Source organism: Enterococcus sp. 4E1_DIV0656 (genome assembly GCF_002140695.1).
Lineage (GTDB): Bacteria > Bacillota > Bacilli > Lactobacillales > Enterococcaceae > Enterococcus_D > Enterococcus_D entomosocium.
Window position 1 is genome coordinate 79,097 of record NZ_NGLF01000002.1, and the last position, 20,459, is coordinate 99,555.

General features: G+C 40.9%; 25 protein-coding genes. 16 read left to right on the plus strand and 9 right to left on the minus strand.

Annotation, left to right across the window (positions count from 1 at the left end; all coding sequences use genetic code 11):
- Nucleotides 1-3: 3 nt before the first annotated feature.
- From A5882_RS13705 to A5882_RS13715, 3 genes are all read left to right on the plus strand, one after another.
- A complete protein-coding gene (locus tag A5882_RS13705) occupies nucleotides 4-852 on the plus strand; it encodes a sce7725 family protein (protein ID WP_086372978.1) in 849 nt (282 codons plus the stop codon).
- Between the two features lie 120 nt (nucleotides 853-972).
- Nucleotides 973-1,125 (plus strand): hypothetical protein, encoded by a 153-nt coding sequence (locus A5882_RS19860; protein ID WP_008379912.1) that lies wholly within the window; start codon nucleotides 973-975, stop codon nucleotides 1,123-1,125.
- Nucleotides 1,126-2,309: 1,184 nt separating this feature from the next.
- A complete protein-coding gene (locus A5882_RS13715) occupies nucleotides 2,310-2,720 on the plus strand; it encodes a hypothetical protein (protein ID WP_016620133.1) in 411 nt (136 codons plus the stop codon).
- Between the two features lie 160 nt (nucleotides 2,721-2,880).
- Here the strand turns inward: A5882_RS13715 and A5882_RS13720 are convergent, their stop codons facing one another.
- Nucleotides 2,881-3,267, minus strand: coding sequence for a hypothetical protein (locus A5882_RS13720; RefSeq protein WP_016620132.1), 387 nt, complete (start codon nucleotides 3,265-3,267; stop codon nucleotides 2,881-2,883).
- Nucleotides 3,268-3,480: 213 nt separating this feature from the next.
- On the opposite strand from A5882_RS13720, the gene A5882_RS13725 reads away from it, so the two are divergent.
- The 4 genes from A5882_RS13725 to A5882_RS13740 all read left to right on the plus strand — a co-directional run bounded on the left by A5882_RS13725 (nucleotide 3,481) and on the right by A5882_RS13740 (nucleotide 4,898).
- Complete coding sequence (locus A5882_RS13725) at nucleotides 3,481-3,849, plus strand: hypothetical protein (RefSeq protein ID WP_016611785.1); 369 nt, start codon at nucleotides 3,481-3,483, stop codon at nucleotides 3,847-3,849.
- Nucleotides 3,850-3,885: 36 nt separating this feature from the next.
- Nucleotides 3,886-4,164 carry a hypothetical protein gene (locus A5882_RS13730; RefSeq protein ID WP_016611786.1) on the plus strand — a complete coding sequence of 93 codons (279 nt, stop codon included), beginning with the start codon at nucleotides 3,886-3,888 and terminating at the stop codon, nucleotides 4,162-4,164.
- A complete protein-coding gene (locus tag A5882_RS13735; RefSeq protein WP_005226077.1) occupies nucleotides 4,161-4,448 on the plus strand; it encodes a hypothetical protein in 288 nt (95 codons plus the stop codon). Before A5882_RS13730 ends, A5882_RS13735 begins: the two co-directional genes overlap by 4 nt.
- A 96-nt stretch (nucleotides 4,449-4,544) precedes the next feature.
- The gene (locus A5882_RS13740) at nucleotides 4,545-4,898 is read left to right on the plus strand and encodes a DUF2200 domain-containing protein (protein WP_005235929.1); all 354 of its coding nucleotides are present in this window, start codon (nucleotides 4,545-4,547) and stop codon (nucleotides 4,896-4,898) included.
- Between the two features lie 313 nt (nucleotides 4,899-5,211).
- Here A5882_RS13740 and rsgA read toward each other — a convergent pair whose 3' ends face one another.
- Nucleotides 5,212-6,153: a ribosome small subunit-dependent GTPase A gene (rsgA, locus tag A5882_RS13745; protein WP_016611787.1), complete on the minus strand. Its 942-nt coding sequence runs from the start codon at nucleotides 6,151-6,153 to the stop codon at nucleotides 5,212-5,214.
- A gap of 152 nt (nucleotides 6,154-6,305) precedes the next feature.
- Entirely contained in the window at nucleotides 6,306-7,670 is a 1,365-nt protein-coding gene (mgtE, locus tag A5882_RS13750) for a magnesium transporter (protein ID WP_016611788.1), read from the minus strand.
- A 409-nt stretch (nucleotides 7,671-8,079) separates the two neighbouring features.
- Here mgtE and A5882_RS13755 point away from each other — a divergent pair, with 409 nt between their 5' ends.
- Nucleotides 8,080-9,066, plus strand: a complete 987-nt coding sequence (locus A5882_RS13755; protein WP_016611790.1) for a DNA/RNA non-specific endonuclease — start codon at nucleotides 8,080-8,082, stop codon at nucleotides 9,064-9,066.
- A 32-nt stretch (nucleotides 9,067-9,098) separates the two neighbouring features.
- Here the strand turns inward: A5882_RS13755 and A5882_RS13760 are convergent, their stop codons facing one another.
- Nucleotides 9,099-9,353, minus strand: a complete 255-nt coding sequence (locus A5882_RS13760) for a LexA family transcriptional regulator (RefSeq protein ID WP_016620130.1) — start codon at nucleotides 9,351-9,353, stop codon at nucleotides 9,099-9,101.
- 341 nt (nucleotides 9,354-9,694) lie between these two features.
- Here A5882_RS13760 and A5882_RS13765 point away from each other — a divergent pair, with 341 nt between their 5' ends.
- On the plus strand, nucleotides 9,695-10,180 hold the full coding sequence (locus A5882_RS13765; RefSeq protein WP_005235922.1) for an AmiS/UreI family transporter: 486 nt from the start codon (nucleotides 9,695-9,697) through the stop codon (nucleotides 10,178-10,180).
- A 15-nt stretch (nucleotides 10,181-10,195) separates the two neighbouring features.
- On the opposite strand, the gene A5882_RS13770 is transcribed toward A5882_RS13765, so the two are convergent.
- Nucleotides 10,196-11,440 (minus strand): glycosyl transferase, encoded by a 1,245-nt coding sequence (locus A5882_RS13770; RefSeq protein WP_086372979.1) that lies wholly within the window; start codon nucleotides 11,438-11,440, stop codon nucleotides 10,196-10,198.
- Between the two features lie 161 nt (nucleotides 11,441-11,601).
- Here A5882_RS13770 and A5882_RS13775 point away from each other — a divergent pair, with 161 nt between their 5' ends.
- The 4 genes from A5882_RS13775 to A5882_RS19865 all read left to right on the plus strand — a co-directional run bounded on the left by A5882_RS13775 (nucleotide 11,602) and on the right by A5882_RS19865 (nucleotide 13,854).
- Nucleotides 11,602-11,994, plus strand: a complete 393-nt coding sequence (locus A5882_RS13775) for a hypothetical protein (protein ID WP_016611794.1) — start codon at nucleotides 11,602-11,604, stop codon at nucleotides 11,992-11,994.
- A gap of 61 nt (nucleotides 11,995-12,055) precedes the next feature.
- A complete protein-coding gene (locus A5882_RS13780; RefSeq protein ID WP_016611795.1) occupies nucleotides 12,056-12,595 on the plus strand; it encodes a sigma-70 family RNA polymerase sigma factor in 540 nt (179 codons plus the stop codon).
- On the plus strand, nucleotides 12,585-13,379 hold the full coding sequence (locus tag A5882_RS13785; RefSeq protein ID WP_005235915.1) for a hypothetical protein: 795 nt from the start codon (nucleotides 12,585-12,587) through the stop codon (nucleotides 13,377-13,379). Before A5882_RS13780 ends, A5882_RS13785 begins: the two co-directional genes overlap by 11 nt.
- A gap of 307 nt (nucleotides 13,380-13,686) precedes the next feature.
- Complete coding sequence (locus A5882_RS19865) at nucleotides 13,687-13,854, plus strand: hypothetical protein (protein ID WP_005235914.1); 168 nt, start codon at nucleotides 13,687-13,689, stop codon at nucleotides 13,852-13,854.
- 242 nt (nucleotides 13,855-14,096) lie between these two features.
- Here A5882_RS19865 and A5882_RS13800 read toward each other — a convergent pair whose 3' ends face one another.
- Entirely contained in the window at nucleotides 14,097-15,422 is a 1,326-nt protein-coding gene (locus A5882_RS13800) for an NAD(P)/FAD-dependent oxidoreductase (RefSeq protein ID WP_005235911.1), read from the minus strand.
- A gap of 180 nt (nucleotides 15,423-15,602) precedes the next feature.
- Between A5882_RS13800 and A5882_RS13805 the strand changes: the two genes are divergently transcribed.
- Nucleotides 15,603-15,791 carry a hypothetical protein gene (locus A5882_RS13805; RefSeq protein WP_005226063.1) on the plus strand — a complete coding sequence of 63 codons (189 nt, stop codon included), beginning with the start codon at nucleotides 15,603-15,605 and terminating at the stop codon, nucleotides 15,789-15,791.
- Nucleotides 15,792-15,853: 62 nt separating this feature from the next.
- Here the strand turns inward: A5882_RS13805 and A5882_RS13810 are convergent, their stop codons facing one another.
- The 3 genes from A5882_RS13810 to A5882_RS13820 all read right to left on the minus strand — a co-directional run bounded on the left by A5882_RS13810 (nucleotide 15,854) and on the right by A5882_RS13820 (nucleotide 18,393).
- Nucleotides 15,854-16,831, minus strand: a complete 978-nt coding sequence (locus A5882_RS13810; RefSeq protein WP_005235909.1) for a Gfo/Idh/MocA family protein — start codon at nucleotides 16,829-16,831, stop codon at nucleotides 15,854-15,856.
- 23 nt (nucleotides 16,832-16,854) lie between these two features.
- On the minus strand, nucleotides 16,855-17,295 hold the full coding sequence (locus tag A5882_RS13815; RefSeq protein ID WP_315042034.1) for a heme-binding protein: 441 nt from the start codon (nucleotides 17,293-17,295) through the stop codon (nucleotides 16,855-16,857).
- 72 nt (nucleotides 17,296-17,367) lie between these two features.
- Nucleotides 17,368-18,393, minus strand: coding sequence for a Gfo/Idh/MocA family oxidoreductase (locus A5882_RS13820; protein ID WP_016611799.1), 1,026 nt, complete (start codon nucleotides 18,391-18,393; stop codon nucleotides 17,368-17,370).
- Between the two features lie 204 nt (nucleotides 18,394-18,597).
- Here A5882_RS13820 and A5882_RS13825 point away from each other — a divergent pair, with 204 nt between their 5' ends.
- Nucleotides 18,598-19,491, plus strand: a complete 894-nt coding sequence (locus tag A5882_RS13825; protein ID WP_016611800.1) for a MurR/RpiR family transcriptional regulator — start codon at nucleotides 18,598-18,600, stop codon at nucleotides 19,489-19,491.
- Nucleotides 19,488-20,453 carry a Gfo/Idh/MocA family protein gene (locus tag A5882_RS13830; protein ID WP_008379972.1) on the plus strand — a complete coding sequence of 322 codons (966 nt, stop codon included), beginning with the start codon at nucleotides 19,488-19,490 and terminating at the stop codon, nucleotides 20,451-20,453. The genes A5882_RS13825 and A5882_RS13830 overlap by 4 nt, the downstream gene beginning before the upstream one ends.
- Nucleotides 20,454-20,459: the final 6 nt, after the last annotated feature.

The window sequence follows — 20,459 nt, forward strand, 5'->3', positions numbered from 1 at the left end:
AAGATGTACTTCCCGTATATTCGTGGAAAACAATTTGATTTATTGGCGTTGAAAGCACTGTTGGAACAAGATCTCTTGTCAGAAGCGATCCAGCCGATCATTGAACCGGTCAAGCAATCAAAAACGTTTTGGACGACCATTGACCTGTTTCAAAGGAAGCAGCATCCTTTTTATCTTGTTCGCAATCCACAGGCTGGGGCTTTTCTGACTGCAGAGGGGTTAGCAGAGTTGCAAAATGTTGCTACCCCTAAAGCAATGATCGTAGATCGACCCATTGAAACAGTGGAAGAAACGCCTGATCTTTGGATCGTTCATCAAGCGGACCAAGCACTCGCTAGTGATTGGCGGGAAAATACACTGCCGGTGCTGGTAGGCAAAGAGTTTCGTTTGTTAAATAAAATCAACGGACCGAAACTACTGATGGAAGATCCGTTTACCCGTTTACCTAAAAATAGTTTTTATACAGAATGTCCGGACGAAGGGTTTTCAAAAACCCATCATCTTTATCAAAAATTGGGTTATGCTGGGTTTAGTGATTTTTCTGTCGATAGCAAAATTTATTATGAGCACAGTTATCCCTCAAAGCGGTTGGTTTTGCATTGGATCTATCCGACAACTGAGCAAGATTTGCGAATCGTTCACTTATTTTCTGAGGAAGAATTACCAAATCAGAAAGAAAAGTTTTTCGAAGTCATGGAAGCTTTGTTACAGCATGAAGAAGAGTATCCTACACAAACAGCTGGGCTGCAGCTATTAATTGCTGCCTATCAGCAAAGGTCGTTTCCAGGTATGGGCGTTATTCGGAAAGCTGCGGTTATGAATCACTTGGAACTCGTCAGTCGTCTTATTTAGTCTCTATACGTATACGATGGTAAGCTCTAACAAAATACTGCCATTTATTGTACAAAACACCTTGATTGCACCCATTGTTTTCAGGATAGTGATAAAATCAGGGAAAAGGAGTTGGCGCTCGTGGGAACAAAAGATAGAGAATATTATCGAAATGAAGGAAAAGAATTTGAAAAAAATAAGAAAAACCTGCTTATTCGACGTTTAAATCAACTAATCATTGTTTTGGTCGTTTTGATCATTGTCTTTTCGGCGATCCTGTATTACATAGTTTGAAACTTTCCGTAGCTGTCATTGCTTTATTAGCAGCAACAAAAAGAAAATTGTACTTAGATGACTGTGATCCCTTGATTAGGACTCGCTATGGGAATTGGATCCGTTTAGGTGAAAACTGAACGCAACTCAACTTTTCTTGTTTATCGTTGCTGGTTTGCCTGTGATCAAGATTCCCATTAGGCTATTTAGTTAGCACAAATTTGGCTGGGTTATGTACGAATCATTACTGATAAAATCGTGAACAGCGATTCATTAAGCATTGAGTGATTCATTGAGATTGGCCAGCAGCTGCAAACTATCTTTGAATTCAAAGATTCAAGGATCAACAAGATCAAATACAGACAAAGGTACAGATATAATTTGTCAATTGATTTTCTTGTCAGTCGTAAAATAAACAAAAATCCTAAACTATCGCTTAAATAACCGTTTTTTTGGATTATGCTGCTAATTAGGTTAATGTGAAGGAAATAATCATGAATAAGAGAGAGGAGAGTCGCACAATTACTAGCTAAATACAGTGTTCAAAAAATTTTTTATTTTAGTTTACATAATATATATTATACAAAGTTACATTCAAAAAAGGGTTCGTGCCATTCTAAATAGTTCAAAACAATTTTGTATCATTTTACCTCCCTCCGAATGACTTTTATCAGTAGATTGTCGCTAATGCACCTAAAATTCAATTAAAACTAAGAATTTCTTGTTTTACATGTTCTTCAGATTCTTTTTTTGATTTGCTGATTAACAGATTGATAACTGTCTGGTAGCAAGTACTTGCGGAGATGTTGCAAATGCTAACAAATACCCGTTACATGATTCTATAAAAAAGAACCCTAAAATCAGGTAGATAACTTAGGATATTTCGTTGGCAAGTAAAATCAAACCAGCAGCTATCCAGAAGCTTATTTTTCCATTTCGTTGACTGGTGAACGGACTTTGCTTCAAATTGCCACTAGTCAGGATGAAATACATAATCATGCTGAATGATATGAGCAAAATAATTTCTACCCCTAAGCCTAACCATAATCGCTCATTGTTTATTATTGTCATTTTATCACCTCAACTCATTTTAGGCAGACTACTGATTTGCCTAGTCTGCAGCTTGTTTTTCCATTTGTGTAATTAATACCAGATAAAAGAAATTTCATAAGTATGGCTGACAATTCCTAAAAAGGAGAATAAAAATGAAAACGAATAATCAATTAAAGCTAGCCTTTTTACCAAAGCTATGGGCGTCACTCCTCTACTTACTTTTCGTGTTCACAGCCCTTTTCCTCTATTTATCAAAGTACTTGGACATTTCTTTCTTTACTTCGAGGTATGCTGACTTTTATCTTCATATCTCCAATTTTTCGATTAGTTTGATTATTGGCTTACTGGGGTACTTTTGGCTTCTCGTAGGTGCGCCATTTAAAGCCGTCACGCTATTGACCCTGCTCTTACTCATTGCCAATCTATTGAGCGAGACTGTCTTTGGCTTTATGAACACCCCTGATCGAATCGATTTACTTTTTGGTATTGCAGGAACGCTCATCGCATATTTTACTTTGGCAATGATCAAAAGACACGGTTTAGTCAAGAATCAATCGTTTTGATTTAAACAGTCATGACTTCTCCTTATATGATCCCCTCGTTACTTAGGTCTAACCTATTTTTTTGGGAAAAGAAACACCTTGCTGCAGTTATTTAGCCGCAAAAAAGCACTCAATAAAGGGAGTGCTTTTTTGCGTTTCCATTGGCGATACTTTCGTATGGCTAGTCACTTGGCAGCCAATACAATGGACTTAGCTGTAGATTTTCCCAATACGGGTTGTGAAAACCTATCAAATAGTGCAAAGCTAAATACCCGAAAATCATAAAGCCAAATGACAAAGTCACGATCCGTCCCCAACGTGGTATTTCTTTGATAAATAAACCTAGCATACATATCAATAAGGGAAACGAATAATTAAACAGTAAATTACTTCTAATATTTTGGTTCAGAGGATCCTTCATTATTTTGTCATTTAAGCCCCAACTTATGCCGACGATCACAAACATAAGCGCCAGAATAGTCAATCGTTTGCGATCAAAAAGCCACTGTTCTTTATCTTTCCTACTTGCAAAGTAGATCGTAAGCAGGACCACGATTAATCCAGACATACTATTCTCCTTTTTCGCCAGCTATTTTCCAAATCGTTCATCGTCGCTTCAGGATAAATTATAACAGATATAGTGCAAAAAAACGATACCCACCACTAGCCCCTTGTTTGATGCCCTTTTTAGATGTTTCATAGAAGAATCAGAAATTTAAAAATCTGTTCGCTTTACAAAAGAGAACGTATGTTTGTATTATATAGATAAGAGGTGATTGCTATGGGTATGCTACAACCATATGAAGATCGAAAAAAGCTAAAGTGGCAAGGATTCTTTTTATCTGAGCATACAACTGAAATTGAAGAGGAACCGACACGTAAGTTTGATTGTCCACCTAAGCCGTCACTCACAACGGAAGAAATCAATCAGTGTTTATTTGAAGCCATGAAAAAGAACCTAACTGTGGCGATCCAACGAGAAGAAGTTAATGAAGAAGGCGGCTATCCTCCAGATATTATCGGGAAAATCAGCGGTTATGACCCATTAGGTATTTATTTGACGGGAGAAACAACGGAAAAAATCCATTATGATGAGATTCGTCACGTTGCTTTTTATGAAGAGAAAAAATGGTTTGATCTCAACGAATGATCCGCTTTTTACTACTTACTAAAGGAGGAATACCTGATGGAAACACAAAAAGGATCTGTCTCAAAAATAAGAATCGTCTCCTTTGCCCCCTCCCCTTTGGTCCGCTTTACACTAGGTACCACCAACTGTTTGATTGCGAAACACAGTTTGAATTTTTTAGGGGATGTTGATGACGGTATGTTTCTAACCGTGGGCGGCTATTGGAATAAGCGCCGTCAATTCGTGGTGCAAAAGTATACGGTGTACGGCAAAACGAAAATCATGTTGGATATCGATGCCTATCGACAAAAAACAGTAAAGGCGGGTTCATTATGAGAGCAAGAGACCTCTTGACAGCACTGACAACGTCGTCGAGTGCAGCAGATTACCAAGGAATTTATTTAACTTACAAAGAAAACCTGATTCCTTTTACGACGATCGCCCAAGATAGCCATAACCAATTGATTTTATTTTTTGAACCAAAAAAACCCGCTCTGACGCTGAAAGAATTATATACACAGCTAATGCTGCATAAGAATTTGGACTTACTCTATTGGGATGGCGAGTCACGTCAAAAAGTTCTAGGGTTTCGTGAACAAGAAGAAAAGATCATTCTTTAGTCCCCTCGCCTATTTTTGGCACACAACAAGTGTCGAAAATCTCGGCAAAACGAAGAAAATAAAGTATACTTTGTGTAAAGACTAAAGGAGTATATCATGAAAAATCAAAAGATCACCCAAATGAGTTTCGCGAAAGTCTATCCCCTATATATTGCCAAAGCAGAGCGGAAAAATCGAACAAAAGAAGAAGTGGATCAGATTATTACCTGGCTGACCGGTTATGACCAAGAAACGCTGCAACAGATGAATGAAGAGCTTTCTTTTGAACGTTTTTTTAGTCAAGCCCCTCAGCTCAATCCCGCACGAAAGCAGATCACTGGTGTCATTTGCGGCATTCGGGTAGAAGAGATCGAAGAGCCAATGGTCCAAGAAATTCGTTATCTAGATAAACTGATCGATGAACTGGCGAAAGGAAAAGCCATGACGAAAATTCTGCGCTCTGCTGAATGAGGCGATTTTTTTCGAGTTGCTATTTAAGAATCAACGCTTTATACTTGAAATACCTTGGCAGGGGCAAATCATTGCTCAAAACACAGTGGGAAAACACCCCACTGTGTTTTTTTATACTGACTTTCTTGACGGTAGCTTTCAACCAGACAGGCGTTCTTAGCTTAGTTCAACCATTTAGCATGTAGTGCCCAGTGGAATTGGCCGACTTTTCGTGAAAACACAAGGACATTGTCTACGTCCCTCTTCTTTACTCAACAAGACTCTCTTAACACGTACAAAAAAGCACTCCTCTTAAAGAAAGGAGTGCTAACTTTTACTTTTTCAATTCTTTGATCTGTTCTTTTCGCTTCAAATACGCCAGTTCTTTTTCCATTTTACGATAGCGGGCGAAAGCTTCTTCTGAAAGTTCACCGGCAGCAATGGCCGCTTTGACCGCGCATTTCGGTTCTGTTTCATGACGACAGTCTCTGAAAAAACAACCTTCAGCATACTGGCTGATCGCTTCAAAGGATTGGTCGATCGAAGCTGACCGGACGGTACTGATGCCAACTTCCCGCATGCCAGGAGTATCAATGATCATTGCGCCAGAGGACAGAGTGAACAACTGGCGACTCGTCGTCGTGTGTCGTCCTCGACTATCCTCTCGTATGTCATTGGTTTTTTGAACGTCTTGCGCCATAAGCTGATTTAATAAGCTGGACTTTCCGACCCCAGATGAACCGATAAATGCGCTGATCTGTCCGTCAGAAAAATACGTTTCCATCAGCAATTCGTTTGGTTCAAAAATGGACGTAGCAAATGTTTTCACACCAAATGCATCGTTTAATGCTTGCAGCAGCTCTGCTTTTTTATCAGCAGTAACTTGATCGGCTTTGGTCAAGAGAATCACCGGATTAGCCCCACTGTCCCAAGCGATCGTTACAAAGCGCTCTAACCGAGCCAAATTGAATTCTTCATTGGCACTAGTTGCAATAAAAACTGTGTCGATGTTCGCCGCAATGCCTTGCTCGTCCGTGCGATTTCCAGCTACTTTTCGTTGTAAAAAACTTTTTCGTGGCAGCAAAGCATCAATCAAGAAATGATCTTGATCGTACACCTGTCCTTGTACAAAATCACCAACGATCGGATAATCCTTTGGCGCTAGTGCCTGTTGGCGAAATTTTCCTGAAACCGTTGCTAAACATTCTTCTCCTGTGGTCAAGCGGACTTTTGCAATATCTTTGGCCTGAAAGACCACAATTCCTTGTTTTTCCATGATTTCCCTCCAGTTAGTTAGGAGGCCGCACTTAAAAAGAGAAACCTCCGAGTTGATGTTGCTTCATTTGATTTGTCATAAGACATTTCCCCTTTCTATGTTGTGCTCATCATGTGATGTCGCTTTATTATACCACCGGAACGGACAGTATGCTAAAGCAAATGACCCAAAAGAACATTTACTGAAACGAAGTAGATAAACAAGCCGGCGATATCTTTGATCGATGTGATGATCGGTGCCGAACCGGCTGCTTGGTCGATGTTTAGTTTAATCAGTACAAACGGGACTAAGAAGCCAAGTGCTGCGGCTAAGGTCATGGCAAAAACTAACGAAATACCAACAGCCACACCTAACATCGGGATTCCTTGCCAAAGTGATGCAGCAGCCCCAGAGATGACCCCTACGATCAAACCTAGACTTAAGCCGATCCAAACTTCTTTAAAGAAATGGCGAGTGAAGGTCGAAAGATCAATATGCCCTAATGACATCCCGCGAACAAAAACAGTTGAGGACTGTGTACCAACGTTTCCACCCATATCCATGATCAAAGGGATAAAAATCGCAACGGCTGCCACCGATTCCAATGTTTGTTCAAATTCATCAATGACTACCCCAGCTAAAAGACCGGCAACCAAAGTGATCACTAGGAACGGCAATCGGACTTTCCAAATTTGCCAAAGGGTGCCGTTGATCAGAACGTTACTACGGTCTGCTTCATTAGAAGCAACATCGACTAAACCAGCGGCATTAAACATGTCTTCTGTCGTTTCTTGCTCGATGACATCGATGGCGTCATCGACAGTGATGATCCCAACGATTCGCGATTCCTTGTCTACGACTGGTAGCGCAATGATATCTAGTTCATTTAGCAAACGTGCCGCTTCTTCCTGGTCCGTGTCCGTGGTAACATAAATAACTTTTTGGGACATGATTTCACTGATGAGTTGATCCCCTTGCGCCATTAAGAGATCTTTCAGCGACAAAACACCTTCTAATGTTTTCGTTTGATCAGTAACATAAAGCGTATAAATCGTTTCTTTTTCTTTGGCTTGCATTCGCACTTTTTCTAACGCTTGATTGACCGTCATATTTTTTTTCAATGTGATGAATTCCGGTGTCATCAAACGTCCAGCAGTCTCAGCCTCATACCCTAATAAGAGGTTTGTTGCAGCACGTTCATCCGGTGCCATTGATTGTAAAAGTTTTTGTGTTACGGTCGCTGGCAACTCATCCAAGAGTCTTACTCGGACATCTGGTGCCATTTCGTTCACAAACTCGGTTGCCCGTTCATCGGTGAAAGAGCGTAATAAGTGTTGTTGTGTAGCTGGTGTCAAATCTTCAAACAGGATAAGTGCTTTATCTTTTGGTAATAGTCGGAAAACGATCACTTTTTCATCCGCGGATAAATTGCTGAACAATTGTAACAGCGGCAGCTCTTCCATTCCTGATACGAGTTCTTTTAATTTTTCAGAGTCTTTCTGATTTAAATAATGTAAGATGGTTTCTTGCTGGTTCATGGGATACACTCCTTCTCCTGTAATTTTGCTCAAAGAAAGAAAGGAAATCGTTCAGAAAATTGTCCAGATTTCTTTCGTTTGAAGGTTGCGTGCTATACAGCTGAAATTTCGTTCCGCAGCTGGAGATGCCTGTTATTAAAACAAGCATCAAAGGGAAATAGCAACAACTTTATTCATTATATCACATAGTTTTTTTAAAACATGAAAAATTTGACTTGCAAATAAAAAAAACCATTCAGGCATGTTCCCTTGGTAAAGAAAGTGGGTTAAGAACATTTGAGATCAAAAAGCAAAAGAAACCTGAAAGTTCTGTAAAACGCTCCATGCAAATGGTATGATGAATGGGTTGCAGTTTTTTTACTCCCCGTTTATGCTAACTATACATCAATGAAAAGAGAGGCAAAAAAAGATGGCAAAGAAAAAAACATTTATCGGATCGGTCACTGCGCTTCTCGCACTCGCAGCAGTCGGATTTAGTCTCCTACACAGTAATGATCTATTCCCAAATCACAAAACACCATCATCAGAAGTGGCAATCACTTCTGCTAAGGATATTCGTGCAGATGAGCTGGCACAGTTAACTTACCAAGGCACCCAAACGATTGAAGTCAATCAGAACATTCCTGAGTTTTCAGAAGATGATCTTTCCCTTGAAAATGGCGCCTGGGAAGCATACGGCGACCTCGATCACCTCAATCGTGCGACCTCTGCTGAAGCAATGTTGAATCAATCCTTGATGCCCACGGAAAAGCGTGGCGATATTTCCAGTGTAAAACCGACAGGTTGGCGTAATAAACAGCTCCCTAATGGGAAATATTTATATAATCGAACCCACTTGATTGGCTTTGCTTTAGCTGGCGAAAATGCAAACTGGAAGAATCTGATCACAGGGACAAGTCAGTTGAACAATCCCGAGATGTTGCGCTTAGAAATGGATATCAACTATTATCTCAAGCAAGATAAAAATCATTATGTCCGATATTCCGTCACCCCGATCTATCGCGATGACGAGCTGGTTGCCCGTGGGGTACAGATGCAAGCCCAATCTATTGGCGAGGATACGATCCAATTCAACTATTATATCTTCAACATCCAAGATGGTGTCACAATCAACTATGCGGATGGTAGCAGCGAGATTTCCAACGAAGATATGACGCAGCCGGAGAATGCTACAAGTAGTGAAAACAACACGACAACAGCCACTTCTCAAAGCAGTGAAACAGAGGAAAAACAGAAAGAATATGTCGATCAACAAGGAAACGGTTTGATCAAAGGATCAAGAAGCGGCATCTATCATTTGCCCGGATCTAAATACTACGAGGATACTACCAACCCGAAAGAATGGTTCAAAACCATCGCTGAAGCGGAAGCTGCCGGCTACCGTGCACCAAAATAAAAAAGCCTTAGGCTTTTTTATTTTGGTTTTATTTATTCTTCGTTGGCTTGTGCTTGTCGCAACACTTTGACATAGGCCTTCCCTTCGTCTGTAAAACGAACCGAACGTGACTTAAAGCGATAAGCTCGGTAAATCAGGCCTCTTTTTTCAAGACGCAATAAATGACGATAAACCAAAGAAGTTGTTTTTATCTCTTCATTGGCACAGATTTCTCGTATGGTAGGTGCGCAACCTTGAGCTTGCATATATTCGTCAATAAAAAGTAAGATTCGATCTTTTCTCGGCATAATTCCTCCTTTCCGCAAAACAGTCTTCACTGCTGCAAATTCGTAAAAACCGATAAGCTACTGCCTCGTCAGCTTTTTGTCCAATTAATACACTGAAAATCTATTGTTCCTCTCTCTTTTCCCATTCTTCCAACGAGTTAAAGTTCCTTTTAAACGCTGGAATTTTCCCCTTAACGAGAAAAACATCGGCAAGCAGCGCTCTTTGTTATTGATTTTATCAAATTTAACAGCAAAAAATAGTAAATTTGAAAATTATTTTCCTTTTTATTGACATAAAAATAAATAAAGGTATTATTTTTTCTTGGAATTTGTTATTCTAAATTTAAGTAAAGGAGGATTTTATGTTAGGGATCGGCTTATTTTTTGTAGGAATTACTTTGATAATCAACGGCTGGGGAAGTTTACTTCACATTGACTATCGTTCACTTGCTTTAATTAATCTTTTTACAGGTTCGTTATCTTTCATTATCAATCTAATCTATATGCTCCAAGGTGCTTATTATGAAGCAGGCACAGGCTTTCTCTTTGCCTTCACGTATTTACTAGTAGGAATTATTTATCTCTTTGGTTTGGATCTACGGATTTATGGAATTTTTGCGCTATTCGTAGCCATCAATACCTTGCCTTTTGCCTGGGTCTCTTGGCAATGGGAGCAAGATCCCCTTTTTGCACTGATTTGGTTAACATGGGGAGCATTATGGTTTTGCGGCTTTTTGGATACGATCGTGAAGGTAAACTTTGGTCGTAAGATTCATTATTTTGCGATCGCTTGCGGTATCTTCACTACGTGGGTCCCAGGTTTGCTGATGCTATTAGATCTCTATTAAACAATAGTGATTATCTCAATGATAATCACTATTGTTTATTTCTAAAAAGTGCTCAATCTCCTGCATCGCCTTCTGAGGACCATTTGTCGGGAAATGATTCTTTAGCTGGCAGGCTTGTTGGCAAATCTTCAGATCTCCAACCTCTGTCAGAGCAGTTTCCAGCTTTTTCTCAGTTACTGGTTTTGTCAGTGCAATTGCATTGCCATACGCCACGCAGTACTGAATATTGCAGCTTTGCTCATAGTGCATCCCGATTCCGATAAACGGCTTCCCAGAGGCACAAGCTGTTTGAACAGTCCCTTCCCCACCATGGATAAAAGAAAAATCGATATGCTCATGCAATAGATGACTTGGCAGATATTCGGTCAGGAACAAATTCTTTGAGACGTTGTGTTTCCCCTTGAGTAGATGAGTAACCGGAGCAATGATCGCTAGTTCCGAACGGTTTTGTAAGAAAGCTAAGATTTTTCGCACCATGCGCGGATTCCCCGAACTGCCCATTGCAAAATAAACGATTCGTTTTCTTTCCCGCCGCTTTTGTTCAATAAAAGTCAACACTTCTTCTGGCAAGGACGCCCCCATCTTGGCAAAAATCGGCCCCACGATTCGATAATTATCTGGCAGCAGCTCTTTTGTTATAAAGCGTTCAGGAGTGGTGATGAGATTTAAATCAGCGTCCATCATTCGTAAGCTCGTTTCAGGCATAGAAAGTTTTTCTGTTTGGGCAGCGTGTTTGAATGCTCGGGGCATCCAGCGGGATTTTACCAATTGTTTTCTTGTCCAATACCAAAGTGGTTTCCTTAACGGTCCGAAGAAACGCAAACTAGAAGGGATAAACGCGCTATCTGATCGAAAAAAGGGATCACTCATCGCATAGGGTTTTACGTAGACTAAGGGAATCTGTTTGCTGCGAGCAGATAGAAAGATCGTGACATTCGATCCAGTTACAATCACCTGAGGAGCAAGCTTGTCGACCAGTTTTTTTTCGCTCAGGATACGCGCAGCAACCATCTCTTTGGTGAAGGGATTTTTGAATGAGCGCAGTTGATCTAATTTTATGATCTGTTCCTCTTGTTTTTCTGTCAGAGTCGGCGTCAATAAATGGTACGTAAAACCACTTTCAATGATAAGTGAAGAAAAGGTCTTTGAAAAACCAAAGAACTCACAGTGGTGATTTCCTTGCATTTGTTTAGCGACTTCGATCATCCGTGTCGTTTCAGCCAAGTTGAATACCGCAGGTGCAAAAAGAATCATTGGCATGCAATCCTCCTCATGTATCGAGTCCATCCACTCGTTTCTTACAAGTATACTAAAAGAGCGCATACTTAGGAGAAGTTTTTTGCAGACCTTCTCGTTCATCTTTTTACATTGTTTAACTAAAAATTTGCTATAATAAAGAAAACCTTTCAAGGAGTAAACCAATGCGAAAAAAAATATCTTCCTTGCGGCTTAGTATATTCTCACGCGGGCTCATTCTCTTTGCTTTCTTTTTCTTGATTCAACAATTGAGGGAAATGGTTGTTTCTGACTTTGCACTTTTTCCTTCTCTGGCATTCATCCAAATTCTCTTGATGATCCTTTCAACCTTTCTCATTAGCAAGTTTGTTAAAAAACGCTCGTGGCGGCAAGTGCTTTTTGGCAGCTACCTATTCATCATCGGCTCGCTGTTTTCTTTCCGGCTAGCAAATAATCCATTGGAGCTGCAAGCAGCCACTCTTTATATGATAGGCGCTTTTTTTGGTGGCATTCTTTGGGAGTATTTGGCACAGCGCTTAGCAACAGATCTTCTGGCCAAAGAACATGAACCTCGTTAACAGAGGTTTTTTTCTTTTTCTGATAGAAAAGACAAAAATTCTTCGTATATAGTGTGAAGGGGTGAAAAAGGTGCAGGATGAAGAAATCATTAAACGAATCAAAAAGAAAGACTATGTCGGCTTAGAAGAACTGTTAGCTGTTTATGGTGATAGCATGCTGAGGACGATTCATAGTGTCCTCTCCCAACCGCATGAAGTGAGCGAGCGCCAAGATGTAGCGAACGAAGTTTTTTACGAGGTTTGGCAAAAGATTGCTGCGTATCAACCTGACAGAAGCCGCTTGATTACTTGGCTGCTTTTGATCAGTCGTAGTCGTGCGATTGACCACAAGCGAAAGTTGAACAAGCGCTCATTGGAAGAAAAACCTGTTGATGAGCAGGAACTAGCTATTGAAGAATCACCTTTAACAAAGGAAAACTTTTTGGGCTTTATTGAAGACCTTGAAGCCCTTGATCAAAGGATCTTTCTGCTCTACTATTTTTATCAGGAATCACCCGAAACCATCGCAGAGCAGACGGACTTAAATGTCTCAGCAATCTACAATCGTCTTTCCCGTGGCCGCAAACGCTTAAAAGAAAGGATGACTATCGATGGATTTTAAACAGTTAGTCTTAAATGAAAATAAATCACTGATAAAAGTAACTGAACAAGAAAAAGCAACAACCTTCGAGCTGTCCAAACAATATGTTTTCTTGCAAGATCTATTAGAGGAGCTTCGGACGCTTTTAGCAAAAGACGAAACGATTCTTGGCTATCTGCCTTTGACGCCAGATGGAAACCTCGCCTTCGCCAACCAAGGGCTTGGCGCCTATGCGTATGCAACAACTGAGAAAGCAAAAGCATACCGTGACATCTTTCATGATACCCGCGGCAATCGTTTGTTGGTTTTCACAGAAACCCGAATGCTTTTTCTGGTCATCATCGACTATTTAGAAAGTAACACCTATTTCAGTTACCCCTATGAGAACATCAAGGCGTTCACCATCAAGCCAAGAAAGCTGATGAAGCACGAATCACCAGAGGATAAAGAACAATTCCATTGGGGCTATTTCGACTTTCAAGCGGGGACGCACATTTTCTCAGAAGTGCTGACGAAAAAAGACTACGAATTATTTACGTCCTATCATGAATCGATCCCTGCACTCAAGAAAATTCCAATTCAAAACAAAATTTACAGAGCAGCCAAATATCAGTATTTCTTGAGTAATTGGCATTTCAGTTTTCGCTTGATGACCATTTTCAACCTGCTTTTTCTGCTGCTGTTTGTATTACTGATTCTCGGATTTTTCTTACACTTTGGTCCACTGAAAGGATTTTATTATAAGGATCTATTGGATATAGGTATGATCATTTCCCTTTTGTATAGTAAGAATATCTTGCCATAAAAAAAGACTGCCGTTCCTTCCTAATCATTTCTTTGATATCAATTGAATAAAGCACCAGATTTTCTACGGAAGAGCACCTCTTGCAGGATTCAAGTGAAAACGAATGCTGCAACAGGTGCTTTCTTGTCTCGGACTATTGGGACATTCCTAATTGCTCGATTTTCATTTCCTTTTGAAATTCTCAGATTTCTTGTGAACTTTTCAGAAGACTCCACTCATAATTTCATACGTGCCTAATGGGATTATTTTTTCATTCACGCTTGCTTTTTAGGAAGAAACGTTATGATGATTTTACTTGCTAGGAGGTGTGAAAAATCGAACTTATCGGACATTTGGTCTTTTGGATCCCGTTTTGTCTTTTTCTAGTGATTGGATCGTTTTTCATACAATGGCGGAAACGTTTCGTTTCAACCCTTATTGCAGCGATCCCGTTTCTCTTTTTTATGGTAAAAATATTCAATTATCGGCACTATGAGCCAGATTCTATTTTCATCATCTATTTGGTCGGACTCTTCTTGTCATCGATCTTACTGATTGTTGCTGTCCGTCGGCTTTCAAAAAAAGCCTAAACCTAGGGTTACTAGAAAACAAAGACATTGCTTAAATGAAACCCAGCCTAACTTTAAGGTTCATTTAAGGTTGGCAGACTATAGTCAATACGGACATAATAATTTAGAGCCTGTGCTAGCGGAAACTAGCGCAGGCTTGTTTGTTTATTTATAGAAAATAGGACAAATCGCTAGCAGGTGTGGGGTAGGCAAAAATCATTTGTGCCAGTGCTTCTTTCGATAGCTGATTTTCCAACACAAAAACGAAGTGGTTGATCAACTCATCCGCCAGTGCAGAAAAAATCGTGACAGCAACGATTGTATCAAATGTGTCATAAACCAATTTGATTTTTGCCTCTTGATCATTGATTCGTCGATAGGTATACCAAGAAGAAAGATCTATCACCTCACTATGATATTCTGAGGCATTATCGGCAATCTCTTGCTCACTGATCCCGACTCTTGCCAGTTTTTCCGCACCAAAAACTAGTGTAGGGATCAGTGGATAGCGGATGGGCGTTTTCTGGTCATCTATATGCTCGACAAGATAGGCGGCTTCAAAGCTAGCAACAGGCGTCAGTTTTGGCTGCTTTTTCGCTAGCACATCTCCGATTGCGTAGATGTGTGTTTGACTAGTCTGCAAAAACTCATTTACAACGATCCCTTGTTTTGACGTTTCTACCCCTGCCTTTTCCAGTTGCAGCTGATCGCTATTGGGTCTGCGTCCCGTGGCACCAATCACTGCTTCTACGGTGAGAGACAATGCTTGTGTCTGAATTGTATAGTGGTTTTGTTCTTTCATGATTCGCTGTGTGTTCTGGTTAAAGTGAAACGAAACACCTTGGTCCTGCATTGAACGAACCATTTCTGCGGTCAATGCAGCATCAAATCCTTTTAATGGCTGGTCATTATGATGAATCACATGAACTTCAGCACCTGCTGCTTGAGCGATCATCGCCAATTCGAAGGTAATATATCCAGCACCTATGAAAGCAATCGTTGCTGGCATCTTTTCAAAGGAAAGAAAATCAGTACTGTTTTGTAAATGCTCCTTGCCGACGATTGGCAGTACGGCTGGACGCTGTCCTGTCGCAATGATTATTTTTTCTGCTTGAATCTCTTCTGCGCCCACGATGACCGTATGGACATCACGAAAAGCGGCTTGTCCGTAGTAAGTAGTGATCCCTTCTGCCAGTAGCCCTTGTTTGGTTGACTCCGGCACACGATCAGTATACGAGCGTTTAAACGCCATCAGTGCCGGCCAATCAATGGCTACCTGCCCTTGAACGCCATTGCCTTGCATACGTTTCGCCTCTGTTTTGACTTCTACGCCTCGCATCAGTAGTTTTTTCGGATCGCACCCGCGATTGGGGCACGTGCCACCCCATAAATCAGCTTCGACGATCGCCACTGTCTTTCCTTTGGCTTTTAACCCGTAGGCAGCAGCCGTACCAGCTGGACCCGCTCCGATGATCAGTACATCCACCTTTTTCATCTGTCTCCTCCTTCTCTTAAAAAAATCCTGCTCTTTCTCTTCCCTTCAAGTATAGCGAATCACGGTCAGCCCACAAAACAATTCGCCTTTAACGGCTCCTGCGAATGATCACAATCATTCCTTAAAATTGCGTTTGATATGGTATACTTTTCTTGTCAGTTTAACGACAAAGGAGAATGAATGACTGTGAGTTTTAAACGTTTTTTTCAGCTCTTTCTTTTTTATTTTCTCTCGATTCTGGTGGCCTATGGCCTGATTGCGTTTCTAGCAGTAGATAACTTTTGGCTGGTCGTCTGTTTGATGACAATTGTCGGCTATCTCACCTTGGGTATCCCACTAACCTTATTGAGTTTAAAGAAGAAAAAATAAGACAACACACAAAGACACCAGCAACTTCTCTAAGAAGCTGGTGTCTTTCCAAATTGATGCGATTATCCTAATACGATCTGGGCATCTGCCAATGCTTTTTCCACTACTTCCATCACCAGCTTGCTATGTGCAAGGCGTTCCTTGACAAAGACATGATCATTTTCGTGAATGGCTTGTGCAAAACGGGCAAATTCTTCAAACATACGATGTCCGTGAACGCTTTGATCCTGATGGATTTTTTCCCCATTGACCGGTTCAACGTCATAGCTGGCAAGCATATTCGTCGGCCCATTGACGATGATCGATCCTTTCGTCCCTTGGATCGTTGAGCGAATCGTCGCTGTCGAATCTTTGGCGCCAATACAAACGACTTTTGTTTGTTCATAGTCTAAAAACAGCATGCCAGAAGTATCGATCCCCTCTTCGACATTAGCAAAATAGCGGACACTTTTAGGTTTTCCTAAAAGCCCGACCACAAAATGAATATTATAGATATTGATATCCATCAATGCCCCACCACCCATTTTTGGGTTAAATGCAGGTAAAACGGTTCCCTCTTTGAATGAATCATAACGAGAAGAATATTGCGAATAGTTGCATTCAATCACTTTCAGCTCTCCCAATGTTTCAAGCTGCGCTTTTATTCCTTGGTAGTTGGCTAAGTACTGATTCGTGATGGCTTCCATCAAAAGCACCCCATGGGCAGCAGCCAATTCTGTTAATTCTACTAATTCTCGTGCCTGCAACGTAAATGGCTTTTCACAAATGACGTGTTTGCCAGCGAGGATCGCTTCTTTGGCAAAGGAATAATGCAAATGATTGGGCAATGCGACATACACGGTGTCAACGAAGGGATCCGCCAAACATGCCCCTAACTCTGTATAGACGGTTTGAATCCCGTATTGCTGTTTTAAGTGATTCATTTTCTCTAAATCATTTTCTGTCCCAAAAATAGCGGACAGTTCAAGCTGTGGGACATCCCCTGCCACCGTCAAAAAATCATGGACGATCATGCCTGCCCCTAAAATCGCTAAGTTCATCTTGCTTCCCCTTTTCTATCTTCTTAGATCATTTGTTTCAATACCTCGGTGATCACTTTATGATCCTCTAAATGAGCCAAACCTGACACACAGATAGCACCCGTTACATTTCTGTCTTCGATAATTGGAAAACCACCACCACAAATTGCATAATGTTCGTCTTGTGCCCATTTAGCAAATTGTATATCTCTATTTTTTTGCGCATAGACGTATAGTGAACTATGCCCGCTTTCTAGTACCGTTCGTTCTTTTCTTTCAAGCCAAGGGCTTTCTTTTCGCCCTGCCATTAAAAATCGAATGATCGGCAAGCCATGATGAACAACTTTGATTCCTACCGGCTTCGGGTAGTTCCTTTTAACGTACTGATCGATGGCAATAACCAACCGCAATGCGAGGTCATTGTCAAAATGAGCAAACTGCAGCTGCTGTTCTTCTTGCAGGATTTCTGAAGGTTCGATTCGTATCTACTCCTTTTCGTTGAGTCAGTTGATGCCTCCAGGCGCTTTGTTTGTCAAAAGTCCCATAATCACCCTGCCTTATGACTCAGTGATCATTTGATTGATGCCTGTTTCTAGCATTTCGATTTGTAAAATCGTTTCTTCGTCTTTCACGATTTTCTCTTTACCATTGATGATCGTTTCATAGACGCCCTCGTACACACGGCTATAATCACCAATTTCAGAGATGACTTTTTCTTCATGGTAGTCACCGTTAGCATCCATATAAGTTAGTGTGCCATAGTGTTCCGGTAAATCGATCCCAAAATCGGCATGATCCGGGAGATAAAACTGTTTTAGATGCTCTTCTTGTCGATCCTTCGTTTGTTTAACAAAAACGCCGTTTTCACCATAAACGACGAAACTAGGCCGTTCTTTTAATCGGAAGTAACTAGATTTGACTGAGACTTTCATTCGACCATAAAACAGATCCAAATCGAAGTAATCATTCATGCGATTTTTTCCAAGCAATTGCCGAACCTCATAATGGACATCGTCTGGTTGCCCAAAATAGGAGATCACTTGATCCAGTGTATGACAAGCGTGTCCATACAAGTAGCTAGTATTCAGTGAAAATTCGGTCACTGACCGTGGAATCTCTGGGCGAAAATAATCATAATGCATCTCTACTTCTAAGAGATCTCCGAGCACGCCGCTTTCGATCACTTTTTGCGTGGTCAAAAAATCGGAATCAAAGCGGCGATTTTGATAGCATTGCACAAACAAGCCTTTCTCCTGCGCCAGTGCGAACAATTCCTTTGCTTGTGCCGAAGTTTCCGTAAAAGGTTTTTCGATCAAGACATTTTTCCCATGGAGCAAGACATCCTTGCCTAATTTATAATGCAAATGACTAGGGGTCGTGACCACAACTAATTGAATTTCAGGATCACGGTAGATATCCTCTAAGTCAGAGGTGTAATGAACGCCTTCTAGTGTTGGCCAGGTCAGCTTGCCGCTTGGTGAATAGATCGTCTTTACTTTGATCTTATCCTGCAGCTTGGTTGAAAAAGGCAGATGGTAGCGATTGGTGCTTTTTCCGTTTCCGAGATATGCGATAGTTAACATTGTGACGCCTCCTATGAATTGATAGCTTGATTATTGCTGATATCCTTCGAAATGAGAAGTCTTTTGCCAAAAACAGGTTCTTTTGACCAGACTTTTTCGCAAACTGCTGAGTGGTTCTGAACATTTTTACCAAATTGCCAAAAAGGTACAGTTTTTGCTTTTGGTTTTCTTTGTCCTAGGCTATGATTAGAAAGAGGTGGTTTGATGTTATTAGGAGATAAATTACGGCTTCAAGAAGGATTGACCAATACGGAGAAGCGGCTTGCCGATTATATTTTGCAAAATATCAATGATGTGCCTTCGTTGACGATTGAAGTCATCGCTAAGCATACATACACATCCCACTCTTCCGTCATTCGTCTAGCCAAAAAGATGGGGTATGAAGGATTTAAAAGTTTTCGCTTAGGTCTGGCTGAAATTGCCCATAATCAGATGTTCAACCCAACCTTTGTTGACGCGAATTTTCCCTTTTCGCCCAAGGATCAAACACCTGATATTATGAAAAAAATGGCCGATCTAACGATCAACTCGATCCACAAAACCCACGCTCAGGTCGCTCCAGAAACGATGGAAGCAGTGGTGCAATCGTTGGAAGCTGCGCAGCGGATTTTCTTATTTGCTCGCGGTGATTCTCAGATCCGGGCAAGAAGTTTTCAAAATAAGTTGGTCAAAATCAATAAGTATCTGATCATTGCGGATGAATATGGGGATGATGCGTGGAATGCATCGAACGTCACGCAAAATGATTGTGCCGTGTTTATTACCTATCGTGGGAAAAATACACAATACGAAAAAATCATGCAACACTTTCGTGATGTTGGGGTACCAGTGATCGTAATCTCTGGCAACGCCCATGCGAAAATCATCCCATTAGCGACCCATGCGATCATCGCTTCTCATGATGAACGTGATTTTCTCAAAGTCGGTACCTTTTCTTCACAGGTCGCCTTTGAGTATATTTTAGATTCACTGTTTGCCTTGCTGTATGCCAAAGAATATCAAAAAAATATTGTCGAGTTAAGAAAAAAACAATCTGTTTTGGAATCAGGGATTCTCTCAGAATACCCGTCAACTGAAGAAAAGAGGGAAATGAAATGATCAATTGGGGAATTATTGGTGCCGGAAATATCGCCAATCGCTTTGCTGCAAGTTTAGAAAATTTTCAAGATGCCCAGCTTTATGGGGTTGCTTGTCGTACGATGGAAAAAGCGCAAGCGTTTCAAGCAAAATTTCCGTGTGATGCCGTCTTTGATAACTACCAAAACCTATTAGATGATCCAGCTATCGATATCGTTTATATTGCTTTGCCGCATTTGTATCACTATGAATGGATCATCAAAGCCTTTCAAGCAAAAAAAGCTGTTTTATGTGAAAAACCAGCAACCTTGACTGCACAAGAAATGCGCGATGTACAAAAACAAGCCCAAGCACACGAAGTCTTCTTTATGGAAGCCATGAAGCCACGCTTCACCCCAGCGTATCGCAAACTAAAAGAACTTGTGGATGGTGGTCATATCGGTGAGCTAACAAGTGTCACGACTACTTTTCGCCGCCATTTACCAGTCGAAGGCAGTTCTTACCATTATCTGCCAAAACAAGGGGGTGCTTTACTGGATATGGGGATCTATAACTTAGCCTTTATCCAAGATTTTTCACCAGAAAATTTAACTGCCGAAATGATCGATTACAGCCTTTATGAAACTGGGGTTGATACCTATGTTGAAGCACGCTTTGTCAGTGAAGACTTTGTTGCAGTGATTGAGACTGGATTTGACCAAACAAAAGAGACGGTGGCGGAATTACAAGGAACAAAAGGGAAAATCACGATCCCCAACTTCCATCGCCCCGCTTCTTTTACCGTGACGATTGACCAAGAAGACACGGTCTATGATATTGGGTACGAGATCGATGATTTCCATTCAGAGATTCAAGCAGTTCACACCGCTCTTGCACAAGGACAACTCGAAAATTCCCTGATGTCCTTAACGGATAGTATTGCCTGTATCGCTTTAGCAGATGAACTAAGAAGCTTGCTAGATGCGGAAAAAAAAGACAATTAAGATCAT

Excerpts from the sequence above, each read along its gene's own strand:
- A5882_RS13705 (WP_086372978.1), top strand. The coding sequence starts at position 4 with ATGTACTTCCCGTATATTCGTGGAAAACAATTTGATTTATTGGCGTTG.
- A5882_RS13715 (WP_016620133.1), top strand. The coding sequence starts at position 2,310 with ATGAAAACGAATAATCAATTAAAGCTAGCCTTTTTACCAAAGCTATGG.
- A5882_RS13720 (WP_016620132.1), bottom strand. The coding sequence starts at position 3,267 with ATGTCTGGATTAATCGTGGTCCTGCTTACGATCTACTTTGCAAGTAGG.
- A5882_RS13725 (WP_016611785.1), top strand. The coding sequence starts at position 3,481 with ATGGGTATGCTACAACCATATGAAGATCGAAAAAAGCTAAAGTGGCAA.
- A5882_RS13730 (WP_016611786.1), top strand. The coding sequence starts at position 3,886 with ATGGAAACACAAAAAGGATCTGTCTCAAAAATAAGAATCGTCTCCTTT.
- A5882_RS13735 (WP_005226077.1), top strand. The coding sequence starts at position 4,161 with ATGAGAGCAAGAGACCTCTTGACAGCACTGACAACGTCGTCGAGTGCA.
- A5882_RS13740 (WP_005235929.1), top strand. The coding sequence starts at position 4,545 with ATGAAAAATCAAAAGATCACCCAAATGAGTTTCGCGAAAGTCTATCCC.
- rsgA (WP_016611787.1), bottom strand. The coding sequence starts at position 6,153 with ATGGAAAAACAAGGAATTGTGGTCTTTCAGGCCAAAGATATTGCAAAA.
- mgtE (WP_016611788.1), bottom strand. The coding sequence starts at position 7,670 with ATGAACCAGCAAGAAACCATCTTACATTATTTAAATCAGAAAGACTCT.
- A5882_RS13755 (WP_016611790.1), top strand. The coding sequence starts at position 8,080 with ATGGCAAAGAAAAAAACATTTATCGGATCGGTCACTGCGCTTCTCGCA.
- A5882_RS13760 (WP_016620130.1), bottom strand. The coding sequence starts at position 9,353 with ATGCCGAGAAAAGATCGAATCTTACTTTTTATTGACGAATATATGCAA.
- A5882_RS13765 (WP_005235922.1), top strand. The coding sequence starts at position 9,695 with ATGTTAGGGATCGGCTTATTTTTTGTAGGAATTACTTTGATAATCAAC.
- A5882_RS13770 (WP_086372979.1), bottom strand. The coding sequence starts at position 11,440 with ATGCCAATGATTCTTTTTGCACCTGCGGTATTCAACTTGGCTGAAACG.
- A5882_RS13775 (WP_016611794.1), top strand. The coding sequence starts at position 11,602 with ATGCGAAAAAAAATATCTTCCTTGCGGCTTAGTATATTCTCACGCGGG.
- A5882_RS13785 (WP_005235915.1), top strand. The coding sequence starts at position 12,585 with ATGGATTTTAAACAGTTAGTCTTAAATGAAAATAAATCACTGATAAAA.
- A5882_RS13800 (WP_005235911.1), bottom strand. The coding sequence starts at position 15,422 with ATGAAAAAGGTGGATGTACTGATCATCGGAGCGGGTCCAGCTGGTACG.
- A5882_RS13805 (WP_005226063.1), top strand. The coding sequence starts at position 15,603 with ATGACTGTGAGTTTTAAACGTTTTTTTCAGCTCTTTCTTTTTTATTTT.
- A5882_RS13810 (WP_005235909.1), bottom strand. The coding sequence starts at position 16,831 with ATGAACTTAGCGATTTTAGGGGCAGGCATGATCGTCCATGATTTTTTG.
- A5882_RS13820 (WP_016611799.1), bottom strand. The coding sequence starts at position 18,393 with ATGTTAACTATCGCATATCTCGGAAACGGAAAAAGCACCAATCGCTAC.
- A5882_RS13825 (WP_016611800.1), top strand. The coding sequence starts at position 18,598 with ATGTTATTAGGAGATAAATTACGGCTTCAAGAAGGATTGACCAATACG.
- A5882_RS13830 (WP_008379972.1), top strand. The coding sequence starts at position 19,488 with ATGATCAATTGGGGAATTATTGGTGCCGGAAATATCGCCAATCGCTTT.